This is a genomic window from Sphaerisporangium dianthi (assembly GCF_042654065.1).
Classification (GTDB): Bacteria; Actinomycetota; Actinomycetes; order Streptosporangiales; family Streptosporangiaceae; genus Sphaerisporangium; species Sphaerisporangium dianthi.
The window spans coordinates 121,520-141,939 of sequence record NZ_JBHSFP010000008.1 but is presented as its reverse complement, the minus strand read 5'-3'; the positions used below and the strand labels follow the sequence as shown (position 1 = coordinate 141,939).

The window sequence follows — 20,420 nt, the reverse complement described above, 5'->3', positions numbered from 1 at the left end:
CGATTCTGGTCCGATATTCGCCGGACGCTACGGAGACCCCTTGACCCGACGCCACGGCGCCTCCCCGGCCTCACCTGGACGTGACGGCGGGGAACCGGCCGGTTCCCCGCTCGCCGGTGGAGGATCCGCCGTGGTCGGGCGGCGCACGGCGTTCGCCCTTGGCGGGCTCGTGGTCGCCGCGTGCGCGGTGGGGGCCGACTCGGGGGAGGCCCCTGCCTTCGCCGCCGCGGACGCCGAGGCCCTGCCCGCGGCGCTGCTCCCGCCCGCCGCGCACGTCGTCCTGACCGCGCTGGACGTGCCGCCGGGCCAGGACGCCGCACGGGCGTACGCCGCGCTGGCCCGCGCCACTCCCGCTTCCGGCGGCGTGCAGGCCGGGGTGGCCCTCGGCGCGTCGTGGTTCGCCAAGGCCGGGCTGGAGGCCGCCCGCCCCGCCGCGCTGATCCCCATGCCGCGATTCACGGGCGACGTGCCGGACGACGCGCTCACCCACGGCGACCTGCTGCTCCACGTCGGCGCGGCCACGGCGGAGGCCGCCCGCCTGGCGAGCGGGTCGTGGCTGCGCTCGGCGCCCTCGGCGCGCGTCCGCTGGCAGAGGCGCGGCTTCCGGCCGGGCAACCAGGTGAGCGGCGGCAGGGTGCTCGCGCGCAACCTGTTCGGCTTCGTGGAAGGCCACGGCAACCCCTCGTTCCGTGCCGCGGGGACCGGCCGCTCCCCCGCCGGGGCGGACGCCGAGCCCGGCCCGGGGGAGGTCGTGCGGGTCGCCGCAGGGCCGGGCGTGCCCGCCTGGGCCGTGGGCGGCAGTCACCAGGTCGTGCGCGTCATCCGCTTCGCCACCCGGCTGTGGGACGCCGAGCCTGTGCCGGTGCAGGAACGGGTGATCGGCCGCCGCCGCGACGGCACCTGGCTGGACGGCACCCCTGCCGCCGGCCGCCCGGCCTTCGCCGACGATCCCGACGGGACGGCCACTCCCCTGGACGCCCACGTGCGCCGTGCCAACCCCGGCACGCCCGGGACGCCGGCTCCCCGGATGCTGCGGCGCGGCTACTCCTACCACGAGGGCCCGCAGGACCAGGGCATGCTCTTCGTCGCCTACCAGGGCGATCTGGAGCTGGGCTTCGCCGGTGTCCAGCGCCGCCTGGCCGGCCAGCCCCTCGACCGGTACACCCTCACTGTGGGCGGCGGCTATTTCTTCCTGCCCGACGTGTCGCGGGGGCTGCCCGCCGAGCTGACGGGCTGAGCCGCCGGCCGGGCACAGGTGACGGGCCGAGGCCTCGAACGCAATGACTTCCGAGCCCCTCGGCAGAGGCCGGGGAGAGGCCGGCTCGCTCTGCTGAAAACCAATGGATCATGAGGTCGGTACTGTGCAGACTGGGTCGCGTGACGGGAGATGAGCTGACGACGGCGGCGGTGATCGGGGATGCCGAGGGAGTCCGGCGGTTGCTGGCCGGCGGTGTGTCTCCGGATGAGCCGGACGCGGACGGTGGCACGGCCCTCTACCGGGCCGCCGTGCAGGGGGACGCGGGCATCGTACGGATGCTGCTGGCGGCCGGCGCCGATCCCGAGCGGGAGAGCGAAGGCGATAGCGAGGGACTGCCCCTATGTGCCGCCGCGTGCTGGGGGCACATCGAGGTGGTGATCGCGCTCCTTGACGCCGGCGCCGATCCCGACCGGCGGGAAGACATCGCGAGGGCCGCCATGACGGCCCTGCACTGGGCGGCGTCGAACCAGCACTTGGCCGTCGTGAAAGCACTGCTCGACCGGGGCGCTGCCCCCGACATCGTTGATTCCGCCGGTTGTACCGCCCTCTCACACGCCGCCGGGCGTGGTGCGACGGCCGTGGTCAGGACGCTGCTCGACCATGGGGCGAACCCCGTATCGGCCGACGGTCAGGGCCGGCGCTCCATCGATCTCGCCCGGCGGTACGCCGGGCGCGACATCGAGGCGGAGGTGCTCGCGCGAGCCACGGAACACGCCCCACCGGGAGCGCGGATCGCTGTTCGCCGTGAGGAGTGCGAAGGAGGCGACGTACGGATCGTGGCCGAGGTGCGCGACAGCACGGGCGGCCTTCGCTCGGAGTCGTGGCTCGGCACCGGCCACGCCGAGATCATCCGCCTGCTGGAGGCCCGGACCGCCGGCTACACCAGCCGTCCATGACGCTCTCGGGACCGTGGGCCGACGACGTGATGCGCCGACCGATCCCACACTCGCGGACCGCATGACGGACTTGACGCCTTGGGCGGATCGGATGCCTTCGTGGCGGTCAGGCGGGGTCAGACTTTCGTGGTGCTCTGGCGGATGGTCAGGCGGGGCGCGAGGAGGGTGGCGTCGGGCACGGTGTCGCCCTCCAGCTTGGCCATCAGCAGGCGCACCGCCTGGTGGCCGACGTCGGCCGCCGGGATGAGCACCGAGGTGAGAGCCGGGCTGGCCCGTTCCGCGACGTCGTCGGGGCAGATGGCGACGACCGAGACCTCCTCGGGCACGCGCCGGCCGAGCACCCGCAGCGCCCCGAGGACGTGGCCGACCGCCGCCTCGTTGTGCACCACGATGCCCGACAGGCCCGGATGCCCGTCCAGCAGGGCCTTCACGGTGGCGCACACCTCGTCGAAGCTCTCTTCGCACGGCCAGGCGAGCGCCGTCGCGCCGTGCGCCTGGCCGGCCTCGACGAAACCCTCCATGGTGCGCTCGGCGTAGCCGGTGCCGCGCTTGTAGACGACGTTCGGCGCCCCGAGCAACGCGATCTCCCGGTGACCGAGGGAGGCCAGGTGGTCGGCGCAGATCGCCCCCGCCCGCGCGAAGTCCAGGTCCACGCAGGTGAGCCCGGAGGCGTCGGCGGGGAAGCCGATGAGCACGCTCGGCTCCTCCAGTTCCCGCAGCAGCGGCACCCGAAGGTCGTGGATCTCCACGTCCATCAGCACCAGGCCGTCCACCAGGGCGCTCGCGGCGACGCGCCGCAGCCCGTCGGGCCCCTCGTCGGCGGTCATGAGCAGCACGTCGTGGTCGAACTGCCGGGCCGTGGTCACCACCGAGGTGGCGAACTGCATCAGGACGGGCAGGTGCATGCCGGCGCGGAGCGGCAGCACCAGGGCGATCACGTTCGACCGTTTGCTGGCCAGCGCCCGTGCCCCGGCGTTGGGGTGGTAGCCGAGCGCGCGGACGCTGCGCATGACGCGCTGGCTGGTCGTCGCCGAGATCGTCCGCTTGCCGCTGAGGACGTACGAGACGGTGCTGACGGCGACTCCGGCGTGCTTGGCGACGTCGGCGATGGTGACCGTTCTCAAGAGGCGCTCCCCGTGGCTTGCCGGGTGAAGCGGAGCTCGCTCACCGTGACCCCCTCGTTCTCGAACACGACATGAAGATCGTGCACTCCGGCCGCCCCGGTGAGGGGGCAGGTGACCGTGGCCAGGTCATATCTGTCCCGCGACGGCGCCACCGACACCGCGCCGATGACGTCGCCGTAGAGCGGATCGTCCAGCCGCAGCGTCAGCACGCCGCCCTCGGTGCTCGCGACCGACAGCACGCAGTCGGAGGCGCCGCCGGCGAAGTCGACCTCCCGGAAGCGGATCCACCCGCCAGGGTCGGTGCCCCGGACCGCGTCGCCGCCGGAGCGGGCGGCGTCGCAGAGCACGATTCCGTCGTACTCGTCGTTGTCGGCCGCGTCCAGAGGGCGGGCGTAGGCGTCACGGGCGGGAATCCGCTCGCCGGCCACCGTGAAGTGGGCGCAGAGCCTGATGTCACGGGCCGACGCACCCACCTGCACCTTGTGCGGAGCCGCCTCGACGACGAACCTTCCCCGTGTGACGTCCCAGAAGGCGAGGTCGGCGACGTCGACCGCCATGGTGACGGTGCGGCTCTCGCCGGGCGCGAGCCGCACCCGCTCGAACCCGCGCAGCTGGCGCAGCGGCTGCTTGACGCGGGAGCGCCGCTGGCGGGTGTAGAGCTGCACGACCTCGGTGCCGGGCCGCAACCCGACGTTGGTGACCGTCACCCGCACCTGGAGCACGTCGTCCGGCTCCAGCGTCGCCGAGGAGAGCCGCAGGTCGGAGTAGGAGAACCGGGTGTAGCTGCGGCCGTGCCCGAACGGGTACAGCGGCGTGCCCCGGTAGTACAGGTAGGTCGAGTCGGTCGCGATGATGTCGTAGTCGAACAGGTCGGGCAGCTCGCGGGCCGAGCGGTACCACGTCTGGGTGAGCCTGCCCTCGGGGTCCTCGTCGCCGAACAGCACGTCGGCGAGAGCGTTGCCGTACTCCTGGCCGCCGTGGGAGGACCACAGGATCGCGGGCACGTGTTGTTCGGCCCAGGTGACCGCGAACGGGTAGCCGCTGCTGACGACCAGCACCGTGCGGGGGTTGGCGGCGTGGACGGCGCGCAGCAGCGCCTCCTGCGCGGCCGGCAGGCCGAGCTCGGTGCGGTCCTCGGTCTCCCTGCCGTTGACCAGCGGATGGTCGCCGAGCACGACGACGGCGACGTCGGCGGTGGCGGCCAGGTCGGCGGCCGCCTGGGCGCCGCTCTCGACCAGCTCCAGGGTGAGCACGGCCGCCGCGTCGGGGTCGTCGGTGAGCCGCAGCGCGCCGTCCGGCGACAGCCCGACATGGCGGCCGGTGGAGATGTGGCGCAGGGCCAGGGTGCCGCGGGGCCGCTCGTCCAGCCGGAACGTCTGGCGCACCTCCCATCCGTTCGGGCCGGGCTGGTCGTTGACGAGCACGCCGTCGTCGCCCACCGAGACGTACCTTCCGTTGGCGCAGGTCCGCAGCGCGTACGCTCCGCCGCCCCAGTCGAACAGGTCGAACCAGGCGGCGCGCGCCTCGCCGGCCGTGGAGACGGTCAGCGGGCCGCCCGCGAAGTGCTCCACCGCCGTGATGTGGCCGCCCGCCGTGTTCAGCGCCACCCGGTCGACGCCCTCGACGAAGGCGGTGACGCACCGATCGGCGAGCCCGGCTCGGGCGGTGACGGCGTAGGGCAGCGTGCCGCTGTACCAGTCCTCCATGAGCGTGTCGGCGAGCGGGCCGATCACCGCCACGCGCCCCGGGTCGCGCAGGGGCAGGACGCCCTCGTTCTTCAGCAGGACGATCGACCGCGTGGCCGCCCGGCGGGCGAGCGCCTGGTGCTCGGGGCTGTTGACGACCTCCTCGGTGATGCCGTCATAGGGGGTGGCGGGGTCGAACTCGCCGAGGCGGACCCGGATGGCGAGCGCGTGCTTGACGGCGGTGTCGACGTCGTCCTCGCCGAGCAGCCCGCGCTCCAGCGCCTCGGTGATGTGCCGCAGGGTGTCCGCGGGCCGGTCGTCGTCCTGGGTGAAGCTGTCGGTCCCCGCCTTGACGGCCGCCGCGTAGGCCTCCGGCGGGTCGGCGTAGTAGCCCTGAAGGCCGGTGAGGTTGGCCGGCGCGTGGGCGTCGCTGACCACCAGCAGGTCGTCGGGCGTCCAGGTGCGCACCACGTCGCCGATCAGCGGGCTGAGCATCGCGGGGCGGCCGTTGACCAGGTTGTACGAAGGCATCAGCGAGACGGCGGCCCCGGCCTCGATGGCCGGGCGGAAGGCCCGCAGCTCGTACTCGCGCAGCACCCGCGGCGGCAGGTTGCTGGAGGTGACGCAGCGGTCGGTCTCGTTGTTGTACGCCAGGAAGTGCTTGAGCGTGGGAGCGGTCTTCAGGGTCGGGTGGTCGCCCCTCAGGCCGCGGGAGTAGGCCGTGCCCATGACGCCGGTCAGCCACGGGTCCTCGGAGTAGCCCTCCTCGTTGCGCCCCCACCGCGGGTCCCGCAGCGGGTTCACCACAGGCGCCCAGACGTTGAGGCCGGCTCCGGCCGGGTCCTTGTGGTGCAGCGCCACCACCTCGTCGCCGGTGGCCGCGCCGACGAGGCGCACCAGGTCGGGGTCCCAGGTGCTGGCCAGGCCGATCGCCTGGGGGAAGACGGTCGCCGGCCCCAGCCAGGCGAGGCCGTGCAGGGCTTCCGTGCCCGTGCGGAAGACGCCGAGGCCGAGCCTGGGCACGGCCGCCTGGTACTGGTGGAGCAGGCCGACCTTCTCCTCCAGCGTCAGCCTGCCGAGGAGGTCGGCGACGCGCGCCTCGGTCGGCAGGGCGGGATCGCGGAAGGTGCCTGACACCGGTTCGTTCATCTGGGGGACCGTCCTTCGCTCACCGAGGTGCGTTTCGAAACGCTTCGACGCCGAAGCGTCTCTGGTGGTCGAAGCGCTTCGACGGAGCTTGACTCACGAGGAGTTTCGAAGCGCTTCGACGGTGTATACGAAGATTTCAACAGTGTTACATCCGGGGTTCTCCTGAAGAGTGCCGCTTCGCGGCCTTCGGGTCAAGAGCCACTTCGGCGGCTTCCGGCGCGAGCGTGCGCCGACCTGGGAATCGTCCTGAGCCGGAGTCCGCACGATCATGAACCGGCGTGATCACGAGCCCGCGTGACGACGGACCTTCGCGAGCGCGAACCGGCGCCGGCCCACGCCGGCCGGGCCGGAATGGAGCGGTCCGAACCGGGCCGGCGCGGTCAGCGCTGGGCGGGCAGGCGGCCGGAGTCGATCGAGTCGAGCAGCCGGGCGGCCGCGCCCAGCGCCGCCGCCCCGTAGCCGAGGGTGGAGGCGACCAGCCTGGTGCCTCCGGCGTCGGGGGCGAAACTGCGGCGGGCGAACTCCTCGCGCGCGGCGGGCAGCATCCACGGCGCGACGGCGATGTAGTACCCGCCGAGGACGACCACCTCGGGGTTGAGCACGTTGGCGATGATCGCCACGCCCTTGCCGAGTTCGCCGCCGATGGTGGCGAGCAGATCGAGGATGGCGGGATCATCGCCGCGGGCCAGCCGCACGACCTCCTCGATCTCGGGTTCCAGCTCGGCGGGCGTGGCGTCGGGGGCGGTGCGCTGAAGCACGGCCGCCATCCCGGCGACCGCCTCCAGGCAGCCCCTCCGTCCGCAGCGGCACTCGGCGCCCGATGGATCGATCTGGATGTGGCCGACCTCTCCGGCGAAGCCCTGGCCGCCCCGGCGCAGCCGGCCGTCCAGGACGACGCCCGCGCCCACGCCCACCTCGCCGGTCAGGTAGACCAGGTCGCCCGCGCCGCCGTGCGGGCCGAAACGGTGCTCGGCGAGCGCGGCGAGGTTGGCGTCGTTGTCGACCAGCACGGGGAAGCCCGGGTCGCGCAGGGCCTTGGTCAGGTCGCCCGACAGGTCGACGTCGCGCCAGCCCAGGTTGGGCGCGATGCGCACCGAACCGTTCACGTCGACCAGGCCCGGCACCGCGACGGTCAGGCCGAGCACCTGGCGAGCCTCCTTGCCCATGCGGTTGAGCACCCGCCGGGCGAGCGCGGCGACGGACGCGACGGCCTGGTTCGGAGTCGCGGTGGCGCCGGGGAACGACCGCCGCCACGACAGCAGCTCGGTTCCCGCCAGGTCGACGGCGACGGCGGTCAGGTAGTCGACGTTGACCTCGATGCCGATCGCGGCGTACGGGGAGCCGTCCAGCACGAGCATGGTGGCCGGCCTGCCGACGCGGTTCTCGGTGAGGCCGGTCTCGCGCAGGAGCCGCCGGTCGATGAGGTCGGCGACCAGGCTCGACACCGTGGCCTTGTTGAGGCCCGTCGAGGCCGCGATGTCGGCCCGGGAGCAGGGCGCGTTCTCCCGCACGAACCGCAGCACGACCGCGAGGTTGGTGGCCCTTACGTCGGCGAAGTCCGCCGGCTGAGGCCCGGTGTGCGTGTTGATCAAAATCAGCCCCGTTCCCGCTGAGCCCCGGTGGGCCCATCATGCCGCATCGTCGAGCCGCTGGTCATACCTCGCCTTGTGCTCCCTCGCCGCACGCACCGCCGCGCCGATGTCATCGATCCCTGACCGGCGATGTCATGGATCCGCGGTCGGCGACGCGGGCCGTCCCTTGTGGCGTCCGTGCCCCTGGACTAATTTGTTTGGTCACCAGACGAACTAACTCTACCGCGCAGCTCCGCCCCTCGACACCCTTGACAGGCCATACACCTGGCACGACCTGAAGGAGTCCCGTTGACATCCCCCACGCGAAGCACCGTACGCCCGTACGAAGGGAGCATCCGGTGACATCTCCCCACGACGGCACGAGCGCCGCCGGCAACCCCAGCCGCCGGGGCTTCCTCGGCCTCGTCGGCCTCGGCGCCGCCTCGCTCGCCGGCGGCGGCCTGCTGGCCGGCTGCTCCACCCCCGCCGGACGCAGGCCGGGCAGCGGCGGCGCCACCGCCGCGGCGGCCGACAAGCTGAAGTCCCTCACCCCGTCCTACGTCCCGTTCCAAGGGGTGAAGCCGGACATCCCCGGCACCACCTCGACGCTTCTCGGCGTGCCGGACGTCGGCGGCGGCTTCGTGAACTACCCGGCCACCCTCGCCGACGCGGTCCCCGGCACGGCCGGCAAGGGCGGCACCTACAAGGCCATGACGCCGTTGTGGGGCCCTCCCCCGCCCGGGCTGTCGGAGAACGCCTACTTCCAGGCGTGCAACGCCGACATCGGCGCGACCATCGAGTTCCAGATCGCCGACGGGATCACCTACGTCGACAAGGTGACGGCGCGGCTCGCGGGCGGCGACATCCCCGATCTCATGGTCATCCCGCAGTGGGAGATCGAGAAGATGGCCGACTTCAACCGGGCCGTCGACCAGACGTTCGAGGACCTCACCCCCTACCTGCAGGGCGACAAGGTCAAGGCCTACCCGATGCTGGCCAACCTGCCCACCACCGCCTGGAGCTTCTCGGTCTTCAACGGCAAGCTCATGTCGGTGCCCTTCCCGACCGACCCCTTCCCCTACGCCCTGTTGTACCGCAAGGACATCTTCGACCAGCACTCCGACTGGGCGCTGCCCAAGACCGCCGACGAGCTCTTCGCCCTGGGCAAGACCATCACCGACCCCAAGGCCAAGCGCTGGGCGTTCGGCGACATCCACGAGATGGTGTGGCCGGTCTTCAAGGTCCCGCAGGAGTGGCGGCTGGAGGGCGGCAAGCTCGTCTACAGGTACGAGACGCCCGAGTGGGAGGAGATGACCGCCTTCATGCGCAAGCTCTTCGAGGCGGAGCTCATCCACCCGAACGTGATCAGCAGCAACCGCGGCGCCAACGAGAAGGACCTGTTCGCCTCCGGCCAGATCGTCGTCTACCGCGACGGCCTCGGCGCCTGGAAGGAGATGCTCCAGCAGCACCGCGGCAAGAACCCGAAGTTCGCCATCGACGTGATGCCGCTGTTCTCCCATGACGGCAGCACGCCGATCATGTATCACAACAAGCCGGCGGGGATCTTCACGTTCGTGAAGAAGGGCCTGGGCAAGGACAAGATCGCCGAGTTGCTGTCCATCCTCAACTGGTGCGCCGCGCCGTTCGGCACCAAGGAGTACGAGCTCGCGACCTACGGCGTGGAGGGCAAGCACTTCAACCGGGACGACAAGGGCGTGCCGCAGTACACCGATCTCGGACGCAAGGAGGCCCAGCCGTCGTACGTGTTCCTCGGCGGCAGGCCCATCGTCGCCGACTACGTGGCCTTCCCCGACGCCGTCCAGGGCAACATCGGATGGCAGAACGCCTCGTTCAAGTACATCGAGAAGACCCCGCTCGACGGTATCCGCGACCAGCGGCCCTCACGGATGGCGGGCCTGCAGATCCCCACCGAGGACAAGTTCACCGACGTCATGCGCGGGCGCCGGCCGGTGAGCGACGTCAAGAAGATCGCCGCCGAGTGGCGGCGCGACGGCGGGGACGAGGCGCGCGAGTTCTACATGAAGGTCCTGCGGGACAACGGCCGTGCGTAGCCGGCCCGCGGCCGGGTCCGGAGCGGGCGGACGACGGCGGCCGGCGTGCTGAGGAAAGGCCTGAGGACCGGCCCGGCGGGTGACCTGACCTCACCCGCCGAGACCGGCACCACTAACAATGTCCGCAACACCACCTCTAAGGCAAGCCGGAACGGCAGGAAAACGGGCAAGTCCGGCCAGAGTCCGGCCCGCAGGCCGCTGGCGAGCCGCCTGCGACGGGACTGGCCGCTGCTGCTGATGACGTTGCCCGCGGCGGGACTGCTGCTGCTGTTCCACTACGTGCCGCTGCTCGGCAACATCATCGCCTTCCAGGACTACTCGCCCTACGTCGGCTTCAAGGACAGCCCGTTCATCGGGTTCAGCAACTTCCAGTGGCTCCTGCAGGATGAGAGCTTCTGGGACGCCACGCTGAACACGCTGAGCATCACGACGTTCCAGCTGGTCTTCTACTTCCCCGTGCCCATCGCGCTCGCCATCCTGCTGGACAGCGTCGTCCGCCCCCGCCTGCGGCTGATCATGCAGGGCATCGTCTACATGCCGCACTTCTTCTCCTGGGTGCTGGTCGTGACGCTGTTCCAGCAGATGCTCGGCGGGGCCGGCCTGATCTCGCAGATCCTGCGCGACCACGGCCACAAGGGCATCGAGCTGATGACCAACCCGGACACCTTCCTGTTACTGGTCACCGCGGAGACCGTCTGGAAGGACGCGGGATGGGGGACGATCATCTTCCTGGCCGCGCTCGCCGCCATCGACCAGCATCTGTACGAGGCCGCGGCGGTGGACGGCGCGAGCCGCTGGAAGCGCATCTGGCACATCACGCTGCCCGGCCTGCGGCCGGTGGTCATCCTGCTGCTGATCCTGCGCCTGGGCGAAGCGCTCAACGTGGGCTTCGAGCAGTTCTTCCTCCAGCGCGACGCGGTGGGCAGGGAGGCGGCCGAGGTGCTGGACACCTTCGTGTACTGGCGCACGCTCACCACCGGCGAGTGGAGCTACGGAGCGGCGGCCGGCCTGGTCAAGGGCCTGGTCGGGCTGTTGCTCATCCTCGTGGCCAACAAGGTGGCCCACCGATTCGGCGAGCAGGGGATCTACAAACGATCATGATGACCACGACTTCGCGCCCCGTCTGGGACGAGCCGCCGAGCCTGGCAGGGCGGCTGATCAAGAACCTCACGCTCACGCTGATCGCGGCCTGCGTCGTCTTCCCGGTCTACATGGTGGTGCTCACCAGCCTGTCCACCCAGGAGACCGTCACCAGGGCCGGCGGGCTGGTCTCCGTCCCCGGCGAGCTCTCGGTGGCCGCCTACGGCGAGCTGTTCGCCGGCGGGGTGGTCACCCGCGCCGTCGCCGTGAGCCTGGCCGTCACGGGCGTCGGGACGGCGATCAGCCTGTCGGTGACCGTGCTCGCCGCGTACGGGCTGTCGCGTCCCGGCTCGCTGTTCCACCGGCCGCTGCTCTTCATGATCTTGCTGACGTTCCTGTTCGGGCCGGGGATCATCCCGAACTACCTGCTGGTCAGCTCGCTCGGGCTCATCGACAGCTACTGGTCGCTGATCCTGCCCTCGGCGGTCACGGCGTTCAACCTGGTGGTCATGCGGGCGTTCTTCATGAACATCCCCGGCGAGATGACCGACAGCGCCCGGGTCGACGGCGCCGGAGAGTTCCGCATCCTCTGGCGCATCGTGCTTCCGGTCTCCAAGGGCGTCGTCGCGGTGATCGGCCTGTTCTACGCGGTCGGCTACTGGAACTCGTTCTTCAACGCCGTGCTGTACCTGAACGACAACAGCAAATGGCCCCTGCAGGTGGTCCTGCGGCAGTACGTCCTTCAGGGGCAGTCGCTGGTCGTCGGCCAGACCAGCGACACCATCGCCGGGCAGACGCTGCCGCCGAGCCTGGCCATCCAGATGTCGATCGTGACGATCGCGCTGGTGCCGGTGCTGTTCCTCTACCCGTTCGTCCAGCGACACTTCACCAAGGGAGTCATCATCGGCGCGGTCAAGGGGTGATGATGAGCGGGTGCTAGCGACGAGAAGACCGACGGCGGCCGTCGCCGCGTGCGCGCTGCTGGCGGCGCTGTCGCTGCCGGCCTGCGCGGCGGTGGCCGGCGGCGGCGACGCGGACGCCGGGCCGCGGGTGATCGCCGGCTTCCGCCACCTGGTCGTCATCTACGAGGAGAACCACAGCTTCGACAACCTCTACGGCGGCTGGGGGCCGGTGGGCGGCCACCGGGTCGACGGCCTCGACCGGGCCTCGTCGCGGGTGCGGCAGGTCGCCCAGGACGGCGCCCCCTACACCTGCCTGCCCCAGAACGACGTGAACCTCACCACCCCGCCCCTGAAGGCCACCTGCGAGGACGCCGCGCACGGCGTGCTCTCCGGCCACTTCGCCGACAAGCCGTTCACCATCGACGACCACATCGGCCCGGACGACAGGACGTGCCCGGCCCCGGGCGTCGCGGCGCCCAACGGCGTGCCGAGGGGCGGCGAGGGGGCCGAGCCCGGCGGCTGCACGCGCGACCTGGTCCACCGCTTCTACCAGGAGCAGTACCAGATCCACGGCGGCAGGCAGGACCGCTACGTGACCGGCAGCGACGCCGTCGGCCTCACCATGGGCGTCTACGACACGCGCAGGCTGCCCATCTGGAAGTACCTGCACTCGGCGGGCGCGCCCCGCTACGTGGTCGCCGACCGGTTCTTCCAGGGGGCCTTCGGCGGCTCGTTCCTCAACCACCAGTGGCTGATCGCCGGCCGCGCGCCCGTCGACACCAGCGCGGGGCCGGGCGGGCCGAACGAGATCCTGCACTCGGTGGTCGACGCCGAGGGGTTCCCCAGCGCCGACTACCCGCTCTATGTGCCGAAGACCTCGGTCGAGGACGCCCAGCTGACGCAGGCGTGCGGGCCCGCGGCCAACCCCGCGGTCGTCTGCGGCGACTACGCGGTCAACACCATCCAGCCGGCCGTCGCGCCGCACGGCGACGGGGACCGGCTCCCGCTGATCGACGACGCCGTGTACCCCAACATCGGCGACCGGCTGAGCGGCAAGGGCGTCAGCTGGGCCTGGTACTCCGGCGGCTGGGACGACGCCGAGGCCGGGCGCCCCGGTCCCCTGTTCCAGTACCACCACCAGCCGTTCAACTACTTCGCGGCGTACGCGCCGGGGCAGCCCGGCCGCGCGCGTCTGAAGGACGAGAAGGCGTTCCTGGCGGCGGCCAAGAAGGGGACGCTTCCGACGGTGAGCTTCGTCAAGCCGTACGGAGCGGAGAACGAGCACCCCGGTTACGCCAGCGAGGCCGACGGCAGCGACCACCTGGTCGACCTGCTCGAGACGATCGACAGCGGCCCGCAGAGCAAGGACACGCTCGTGGTGGTCACCTACGACGAGTTCGGCGGCCAGTGGGACCACGTCCCGCCGCCTGGGGCGGACGGCCGCACCCGCGGGGCCTTCGACGCGTTCGGCCCGGGCACCCGCATCCCCACCCTGGTCGTCGGCCGGTCGCTGCGGCACTCCGGCGTGGACCACACGGTGTACGACACCACATCGATCCTCGCCACGATCGAGCGCGGGCTGAAGCTGGCGCCGGTGGGCATCCGGGACACGCGGGTCAACGACCTGACCGGCGCCCTGCGCGCCGCCGGCTCCCTGTGACCTCGGCACCGGCCCTCTCGCGATCAGGGGGCCGGGGCCATGAGCGGGTCGTCGTCAGCGCGAGGAGACGGCTCCGATGTGATCGACCAGCTCAGAGACGCCCTTCTCCCGCGCGCAGTGGGCGCAGCAGTACCAGTGGCCGCTCGCCTCGACGCCGTGGCCGATGATGCGGCACCCGCAGTGCTCGCACACCGGCGCCATGCCCTGGATGGCACACTCGAAGCAGTCATAGGTGTGCACACCGCCCTTGGCATGCACTTCGAAGCTCATTTCATAATCATTACCGCATACTTCGCATCTAGCCATGATCTCCCCTTCGGGTTTGCTTTCTCCCGAAGTACCCAGAAAGGGTGGCGGGCGACTCTAAGCCGGTTGATTCCGTACACACCTTTGATCAGCTCTGTGGGGCCGGAAACCGGTGGAGACCACCCACCCGCGCCGGTCTCACAGCGGTCCCGCGCGCCCGTCAGAGCCGCGCCCGCCTGGCGCTCCCCGCGGCCCGTCAGGCGTGAGAGGCTGTCGAAAGCCCGGCGAAAGTGATGACAACCACCCCGCCATCGCTTTCCGTACGCATAATTAACGATCTACCGACGGACTTTCCTAAGGAGAATCCCGACATGCCGGAGGCTTCGCCCCTCCTCACGGATGATCCAACCGATATAGGCGGCTACCACATCGTCGGCCGGCTCGGTGTGGGGAGCAAGAGCACGGTCTACCTGGCGAAGAGGCCGGGCGAGGAGCACGTGGCGGTCAAGCTGCTGCACTCTGACCTGGCCGGCGCCGACCGGTTCCTCGCGAAGGTGGACGAACTGCGGCAGGTGTCGGCCTTCTGCACGGCCCAGGTGATCGAGACCGGCATGGCCGGCGACCAGCCGTACGTCGTCAGCGAGTACATCGACGGGCCCACCCTCAAGCAGGCCGTCGAAGTGGAGGGCCCGCTGCGCGGCCCGGCGCTGCACCGGCTCGCCATCGGCACCATGACCGCGCTCGTGGCGATCCACCAGGCAGGCATCGCCCACCGCGAGTTCGGCCCGCGCAGCGTCCTGCTCGGCCCCGACGGACCCCGGGTGATCGACTTCGGCATCGCCGAGGCCCTGAACGCCGGGGTGAGCAGCACGACGCGGTCGGTCGGCAGCCCGGCCTACCTCACCCCCGAGCAGCTGGACGGCGCTCCCGTCGGGCCGTCGTCCGACATGTTCGCCTGGGGCGCGACCATGCTCTTCGCCGCCTCCGGGCGCGACCCGTTCGACGCGGGGAGCATGTCCGCCACGATCAACAAGATCCTGCGCGACGAGCCCGACCTGAGCGTCCTGGACGGCGACCTGCTCAGCCTGGTGGGCGAGTGCCTGTCCAAGGACCCCGCCCGCCGCCCGTCGGCCGGCGAGGCGCTGCTCCGCCTGGTCGGCCACTCGCAGATCCTCGCGACCGCGGAGTCCATCGCCGCGGCGCCCGCCCCTCAGGGGGCCGCCCCTCAGGGGTCCGCGCCTCAGGGGGCCGGGCCGTGGCCGCTCGGCGACCTGCTCGCCGCGCCGCCGCCCGACTCGACGGCCCGCGTGACGCTGCCGCCGCCGGGACGGGCCGCCCGGCGCCGCCGGTCCCTGCTGCTCGTGGCCGGCGCCCTCGCCATCGCGCTCGCCTCAGGAGGCGCGGTGTACGCGCTGGTCCCCCGCACGACCACGGCGCCCGTGGCCGCACCGGCGCCCGCCCCGACGCCCGTCCCCGCCCCGTCTGCCTCGGTCATCGAGGCCTCGCCCAGCCCGCCGCCCCCGGCCACCAAGGACGTCACCCTTCCCGGGTCGAAGATCACCCTGCACGAGAACCCCGCGGACCCCTTCCAGCTCAACGCCTACTTCGTCCAGGACATCAAGAAGAAGCTGTACCAGAGCTACACCCGCGACACCGGCGCCGACACCTTCCGCAAGATCGCCGAGAACGCCGAGTTCGGCGACCCGGCCGTCTCGCCGGACGGCAAGTGGGCCACGATCAACCCGTGGCTGAAGTTCGCGGCGTCCAGCTACGACTACATCGTCTTCCACAACCGCGCCACCGGTGAGAAGTTCTCCATCGACACGCTCAAGCAGCCACTTCGCGGGCTGTCGGGCGTCTGGAGCAGGGACAGCAAGCGCTTCCTGCTCACCTTCTACGAATTCGACCTGAAGAAGAAGACGCAGTACCCCGCCGGGTTCGTGGTGGTGGACGTCGCGACCCGCAAGGCGACCGTCGTCAAGACCGACGACCAGCGCGACGGGTACGGCAACTTCGACTGGAGCCCCGACGGCGCCTACGTCGTCGGCGCGTACGAGAAGAAGGGCAAGCCGAGGTTCGGGCTGCGGTTCCGCGACCTGAACGGCAACGTCGTACGCACCCTGCCGTGGGTCGGCCTCATCCCGGGGCCGGGCATCTTCTCCCGTTCCGGCCGCTCCTTCTTCACCTACTGCCCGCCGTCCTCCGACGCCAAGGCGCCGGACACCGTCTGCGTCTGGAATCTCGACTCGGGCAACCGGACGGCCACCATCCCCGTCTGGAGTGACGACATCTCCGTCCACGGCTGGTGGGACGAGCACCACCTGGTCGTCCTCGACACGCGCAAGGACGTCAAGAAGTACGTCGTCATCGACTTCCACGGCAAGGTCAAGCGCACGCTGGTCGATGTTCCGAAGAAGGACTCAGAGACGGTCTTCGTCCGGTTCGGGTGGAAGTAGCCGGCCGTGAACTCCACCACTCCCCTGCGCCCAGGCGATCCGTCCCAGATCGGCGACTACGAGCTCACCGCGCGACTCGGGGAAGGGGGACAGGGCTCGGTGTTCCTCGCCGCGGCGCCCTCGGGGGAACGCGTGGCCGTCAAGGTGCTGCGCCAGGGCCTCGCAGGGCCGGAGGCCGGAGGTGTGTCCGCCCCCGGCCGCTTCCTGCGCGAGACCGAGATCCTGCGCCGGGTCGCGCCGTTCTGCACAGCCCAGGTCGTCGAGAGCGGCACCCTGGACGGCCGGCCGTACATCGTCAGCGAGTACATCGAGGGCCCCACCCTCCAGCAGGTCGTGGACGCCGAAGGCCCGCTGCGCGACACCCGGCTGCGGCGCCTGGCCGTCGGCACCATGACGGCGCTGGCCGCGATCCACCGCGCCGGGGTCGTGCACCGCGACTTCAAGCCGAGCAACGTGCTGCTGGGCCGGGACGGCCCACGGGTGATCGACTTCGGCATCGCGCGGGCGCTCGACGCCGCCGCGACCGGCTCGGGCGTGGTCGGCACCCCGCCGTACATGGCCCCCGAGCAGCTCGAGACGGCCACGGTGGAGCCGCCCGCCGACCTGTTCGCCTGGGGATCGACGATGGTGTTCGCCGCGACGGGGCGGCCGCCGTTCGGCATGGACTCCCTGCCCGCCGTCGTGAACCGCATCCTGCACCGCGAGCCCGACCTCGGCGGCCTCCAGGGCGACCTGCGCGAACTGATCGCCGACTGCCTGGCCAAGGACCCGTCGCGGCGTCCCGCCGCCCGGGAGGCGCTGATGCGCCTGCTCGGCGCGCGTGAACGCCCCGCGGGCACCGACCTGCTCTCGGCCGGCTCCGCGGTCGCCGCCGGCGGCGCCGCCGGGCCCCGCGCCGCGCCCCTGAACGTGCCGGCCGCCGGCGAGATCACCACCGTGCCGAGGGGGGACGGCGGCAGGTCTCCGAGCCGCGCCTGGCTGGCGGGGGGCGCCGTGGCGCTCGCGCTGGCCTCCGCGGCCATGGTGTACGGGCTGAGCACGCGCGGCGGCACCGCGACGGCGCCACCGCGGACGTCCGCCGGGCCGCCGAAGCCCGTCGCCGAGGTCACCGCGGCTCCGGCGTCGAAGACCGACGACGTGCGGCTGCCCGGGTTGAAGACGACGCTGCACGAGAACCCCGCGGACCCGGTGCGCCTGACCACCGTCATCTACACCACCGGGAAGGAGTCGAAGGGCTACCTGAGGGACCCCGCGTCCGGCCGATTCGAATCGGCCGGCCCCTTCCAGGAGCCGCTCATCTCGCCGGACGGCAAGTGGGCCGCGGTGCTGCCCTGGCTGAAGGACTCGATCCCCCAGCCGTACGACTTCATCCGGCTGATCGAACGGGCGAGCGAGCGGCAGTTCATCGTCCGGCTGACCGACAAGCGGCTGCAGAACTTCAACCCCCACTGGTCCTCCGACAGCCGCAGGCTGCTGCTGACGTCATTCCAGGCCACGACGGAGGGCAGGAGACCGGTCGGGTTCGCCGTCGTCGACGTCGCCGGCGCGAAGGCGAGCCTGGTCACCGCCGACGCCCAGGGCGCGACCGGAGCGCCCTTCATGTGGGCGCCGGGCGAGACCACCGTCGCGCAGTACTACGGAAGCGGCCCGAGGGCAGGACTGCGCGTGTTCGACCTGCGCGGGAAGACCGTCCGCACCATCCCCGGCGTCGGCGAGGCGTACGGAACCGAGGGCGCCATCTCGCCGGCCGGGAAGTCGTTCCTCACGACGTGCCCGGACGCCTACGCGGCCATGTGCGTGTGGGACTTCGCCACCGGCCGCCGTCGCGCCTCCTTCTCGGTGCCGAAGTCGTACAGCACCATCGGCTGGTTCAACGACGCCCACGTCATGTACCGGGACCAGACCAAGAGCCCTCAGCAGATCGTCGTGGTCGACCTGAAGGGCAAGGTCGCCCGTGTGCTCGCCGACGTCCCCTCCAACGAGGTCGACGGCGCCCCCGGCCGGTCCACCCACCGCTTCACCCGAACGCCTCGCCTCTGACGCCGCCGAGGAAGGCCTTCCACTCGCCGGCGCCGCACAGCAGCACGGGGCCATGAGGATTCTTGGAGTCCCGCACGGCCACGACCCCGGCCGGCCCGCCGGCCACCTCGACGCATTCGCCGCCGTCCCCGCCCGACCAGGTCGACTTCCGCCAGCGCGCCGCGCTCAGGTCCATTTCTGCGCCACCACTTCCTCAATGATCTTGCAGGACAGGTGCTGCGGATAGGCGTCCGCCCGGACGGCGTCATAGCGGTCGATGATCTCGGTGATGGCGCTTCTGTCGGTTATCGTCCGGCCCTTGGGCTGAGCCTCCACTCGCACCGTATACGCGTTTCCCCGCATTTCGGCAATGGCGTAGGCGCCCATCAGGCCCGAAAGGGCCTCCGCGTTATAGGGCACGATCTGGATGGTCACCCGGGGCCGGCGTGCCATCTCCACCAGGTACTCGAGCTGCTCGCGCATCACCCCGGGACCGCCGACCGGACGGTGAAGGACGCCCTCGTCGATCAGGCACATGACGGCCGGCGGATCGGTGCGCGAGAAGATCGACCTGCGTTGCATGCGGCCGGCGAGCCGCTCCTCTATCTGCTCGCCGGTGAGGCCGGGCTCTCGCTCGAAGATCCTCCGGGCGAAGGCCTCGGTCTGGAGGATGCCCGGGATCAGAAGCGGGGACCAGAGCCGCAGCGCGGTGGCCCTCTGTTCCTCTTTCGCCCAGTCGCGGAAGTGGGCCGGAACGGGGGGCGGGGGCGGCCAGACCTCGGCATAGAGGCCGGCCAGGACGCCGTCCAGGCCGAAGACCTGGTCGCAGAGCTGGGCGAAGCGCTCGGACGGCCGGAACTTGGACGTCTCGACCATGGCGACGGCGCTGCTGGAGAACCCGATGCGCCGGGCCAGTTGCTTCTGGGTGAGGCGCGCCGCAAGCCGGTGGCGGCGCAACTCGTACGCGAACCGCGCGCGCGGCGACTCCTCGGGGTCAATGTCGATCATCTTGGTCATGAGGTCCCCTCGCGACACCTGGCCAGACCTGACTCATCGACGTCAGAACAACCGTGAAGTCATTCCGTAGTCAATTGACCACCAAGGGTAACGCCCCGACTCCCGGCGTGGGGCGAGAAATCACGACTCCGTGGACGCATCCGGAAAGCGGCACTTATCGCAATGCGTCACCCCGCCCGAGGTGATCGTCTGAGCGACCGGAACGAGCATCACGCCCGCGAAAGCGGGACCTCCGACGGCCACCGAAGTGCTACGCGATCAGGCCCGCCCATGAGCCGTCGCACGACGACCGCGAGGTCGGCAGGTCAGGGAAGCAAGATGGGGAGGGCCCGTTGGAGGGAGCGGATCCAGTAGGGCCAGGTGTGGGTGCCCTTGCCGTAGAAGTCCTTCGTCATGGTGAGGCCGGCCTTCCTGGCCGCCTCGGCGAAGTTCTCGTTCTGGCGGAGGATGCCGTCTTCGACGTCGTCGTGGGCGCCTTGGCCGGGGTCGAGAGGGCCGGGCTCGCCGTTGCCGCACGAGAGGTACAGCCGGACGCCTTTGAGGCGGGCGGCCTGGTCGGCGGGGTTGTACGCGGCCCAGGAGCCGGGGTCGCCCCAGACGTCGCCGGTGTCAAGGCCGTAGCTCTCGAAGAACGAACGGTAGCCGCGGACGTCCCGCCGAATGTCCAGCACACCCGAAAGCGAGGCGGCCGCCTCGAACATGCCGGGGTGGCGGGCCGCGTAACCGAACGCGCCGAAGCCTCCCATCGAGAAGCCCACGACGGCCCGGCGCTCGCCAACCCCGTACTTCGGCTCGACGAGGGCGGGTATCTCGGAGGTGTGGAAGGTCTCCCAGGCCGGGCCGTCACGCCAGTCGGTGTACCAGCCCATGATGCCGCCCTCGGGGACGATGACGACGGCGTCGAGGCCGGCGGTCATAGCCTTCACCTCGCCGCTGCCGAGCCAGTCCCATCCGCCGCCCGCGCAGCAGCCGTGCAGCATGTACAGCGCCCGCCAGCCCGTGGACCCCTGCTTCCAGGCCGCCGGACGCATGACCCACACGGAGCGCCGGCCGCCCGTGGCCGCGGACTCGATGGTGAGCTTGTCGGTCCGCTCGTCCACGACCTCGGTCGACACCACTTTGGCCGGCTCACGGGGTGTCCGGGCCACGGCGGGCGCGGAGGCCGGAGCGGTCTCCTGCGGACCCGCCCCTTCCGTACCGCTTTGACAGGCGGACAAGACGCCACAGAAGACGAGGGCGATGACGCCACGACCACGATTCACATTGAGCTTCCTCGCACCTGCGC

15 protein-coding genes are annotated in these 20,420 nt (G+C 71.2%); 8 read left to right on the top strand and 7 right to left on the bottom strand.

Features of this window, described 5'->3' with window-relative positions; all coding sequences use genetic code 11:
* The first annotated feature begins 130 nt into the window (after positions 1 to 130).
* Both ACFO60_RS14710 and ACFO60_RS14705 read left to right on the top strand, forming a co-directional pair.
* Positions 131 to 1,237, top strand: coding sequence for a Dyp-type peroxidase (locus tag ACFO60_RS14710; protein WP_380840743.1), 1,107 nt, complete (start codon positions 131 to 133; stop codon positions 1,235 to 1,237).
* 140 nt (positions 1,238 to 1,377) lie between these two features.
* Positions 1,378 to 2,154 (top strand): ankyrin repeat domain-containing protein, encoded by a 777-nt coding sequence (locus tag ACFO60_RS14705; RefSeq protein WP_380840742.1) that lies wholly within the window; start codon positions 1,378 to 1,380, stop codon positions 2,152 to 2,154.
* Positions 2,155 to 2,270: 116 nt separating this feature from the next.
* On the opposite strand, the gene ACFO60_RS14700 is transcribed toward ACFO60_RS14705, so the two are convergent.
* The 3 genes from ACFO60_RS14700 to ACFO60_RS14690 all read right to left on the bottom strand — a co-directional run bounded on the left by ACFO60_RS14700 (position 2,271) and on the right by ACFO60_RS14690 (position 7,704).
* The gene (locus tag ACFO60_RS14700; RefSeq protein ID WP_380840741.1) at positions 2,271 to 3,278 is read right to left on the bottom strand and encodes a LacI family DNA-binding transcriptional regulator; all 1,008 of its coding nucleotides are present in this window, start codon (positions 3,276 to 3,278) and stop codon (positions 2,271 to 2,273) included.
* Positions 3,275 to 6,112 carry a glycoside hydrolase family 3 protein gene (locus tag ACFO60_RS14695; RefSeq protein ID WP_380840740.1) on the bottom strand — a complete coding sequence of 946 codons (2,838 nt, stop codon included), beginning with the start codon at positions 6,110 to 6,112 and terminating at the stop codon, positions 3,275 to 3,277. The genes ACFO60_RS14700 and ACFO60_RS14695 overlap by 4 nt, the downstream gene beginning before the upstream one ends.
* A 380-nt stretch (positions 6,113 to 6,492) precedes the next feature.
* Positions 6,493 to 7,704, bottom strand: coding sequence for an ROK family protein (locus ACFO60_RS14690; RefSeq protein ID WP_380840739.1), 1,212 nt, complete (start codon positions 7,702 to 7,704; stop codon positions 6,493 to 6,495).
* Between the two features lie 338 nt (positions 7,705 to 8,042).
* On the opposite strand from ACFO60_RS14690, the gene ACFO60_RS14685 reads away from it, so the two are divergent.
* The 4 genes from ACFO60_RS14685 to ACFO60_RS14670 are packed head-to-tail and all read left to right on the top strand — an operon-like array spanning position 8,043 to position 13,397.
* Entirely contained in the window at positions 8,043 to 9,755 is a 1,713-nt protein-coding gene (locus tag ACFO60_RS14685) for an extracellular solute-binding protein (RefSeq protein ID WP_380840738.1), read from the top strand.
* A gap of 45 nt (positions 9,756 to 9,800) precedes the next feature.
* Positions 9,801 to 10,856, top strand: coding sequence for an ABC transporter permease (locus tag ACFO60_RS14680; protein WP_380840737.1), 1,056 nt, complete (start codon positions 9,801 to 9,803; stop codon positions 10,854 to 10,856).
* Positions 10,853 to 11,758: a carbohydrate ABC transporter permease gene (locus ACFO60_RS14675; RefSeq protein WP_380840736.1), complete on the top strand. Its 906-nt coding sequence runs from the start codon at positions 10,853 to 10,855 to the stop codon at positions 11,756 to 11,758. Before ACFO60_RS14680 ends, ACFO60_RS14675 begins: the two co-directional genes overlap by 4 nt.
* Positions 11,759 to 11,768: 10 nt before the next feature.
* Entirely contained in the window at positions 11,769 to 13,397 is a 1,629-nt protein-coding gene (locus tag ACFO60_RS14670; protein ID WP_380840735.1) for an alkaline phosphatase family protein, read from the top strand.
* A gap of 54 nt (positions 13,398 to 13,451) precedes the next feature.
* On the opposite strand, the gene ACFO60_RS14665 is transcribed toward ACFO60_RS14670, so the two are convergent.
* Complete coding sequence (locus ACFO60_RS14665; RefSeq protein WP_380840734.1) at positions 13,452 to 13,703, bottom strand: hypothetical protein; 252 nt, start codon at positions 13,701 to 13,703, stop codon at positions 13,452 to 13,454.
* Positions 13,704 to 14,014: 311 nt separating this feature from the next.
* Between ACFO60_RS14665 and ACFO60_RS14660 the strand changes: the two genes are divergently transcribed.
* Both ACFO60_RS14660 and ACFO60_RS14655 read left to right on the top strand, forming a co-directional pair.
* On the top strand, positions 14,015 to 16,099 hold the full coding sequence (locus tag ACFO60_RS14660; RefSeq protein WP_380840732.1) for a serine/threonine protein kinase: 2,085 nt from the start codon (positions 14,015 to 14,017) through the stop codon (positions 16,097 to 16,099).
* A gap of 6 nt (positions 16,100 to 16,105) precedes the next feature.
* Complete coding sequence (locus ACFO60_RS14655; RefSeq protein WP_380840731.1) at positions 16,106 to 18,139, top strand: protein kinase domain-containing protein; 2,034 nt, start codon at positions 16,106 to 16,108, stop codon at positions 18,137 to 18,139.
* On the opposite strand, the gene ACFO60_RS14650 is transcribed toward ACFO60_RS14655, so the two are convergent.
* The 3 genes from ACFO60_RS14650 to ACFO60_RS14640 form a co-directional block, all read right to left on the bottom strand.
* Positions 18,117 to 18,314, bottom strand: a complete 198-nt coding sequence (locus tag ACFO60_RS14650) for a DUF397 domain-containing protein (RefSeq protein ID WP_380840729.1) — start codon at positions 18,312 to 18,314, stop codon at positions 18,117 to 18,119. The two genes, ACFO60_RS14655 and ACFO60_RS14650, sit on opposite strands and share 23 nt — an antisense overlap.
* Entirely contained in the window at positions 18,305 to 19,135 is an 831-nt protein-coding gene (locus tag ACFO60_RS14645; protein WP_380840728.1) for a helix-turn-helix domain-containing protein, read from the bottom strand. Before ACFO60_RS14645 ends, ACFO60_RS14650 begins: the two co-directional genes overlap by 10 nt.
* A 305-nt stretch (positions 19,136 to 19,440) precedes the next feature.
* Entirely contained in the window at positions 19,441 to 20,253 is an 813-nt protein-coding gene (locus ACFO60_RS14640) for an alpha/beta hydrolase (protein ID WP_380840727.1), read from the bottom strand.
* Positions 20,254 to 20,420: the final 167 nt, after the last annotated feature.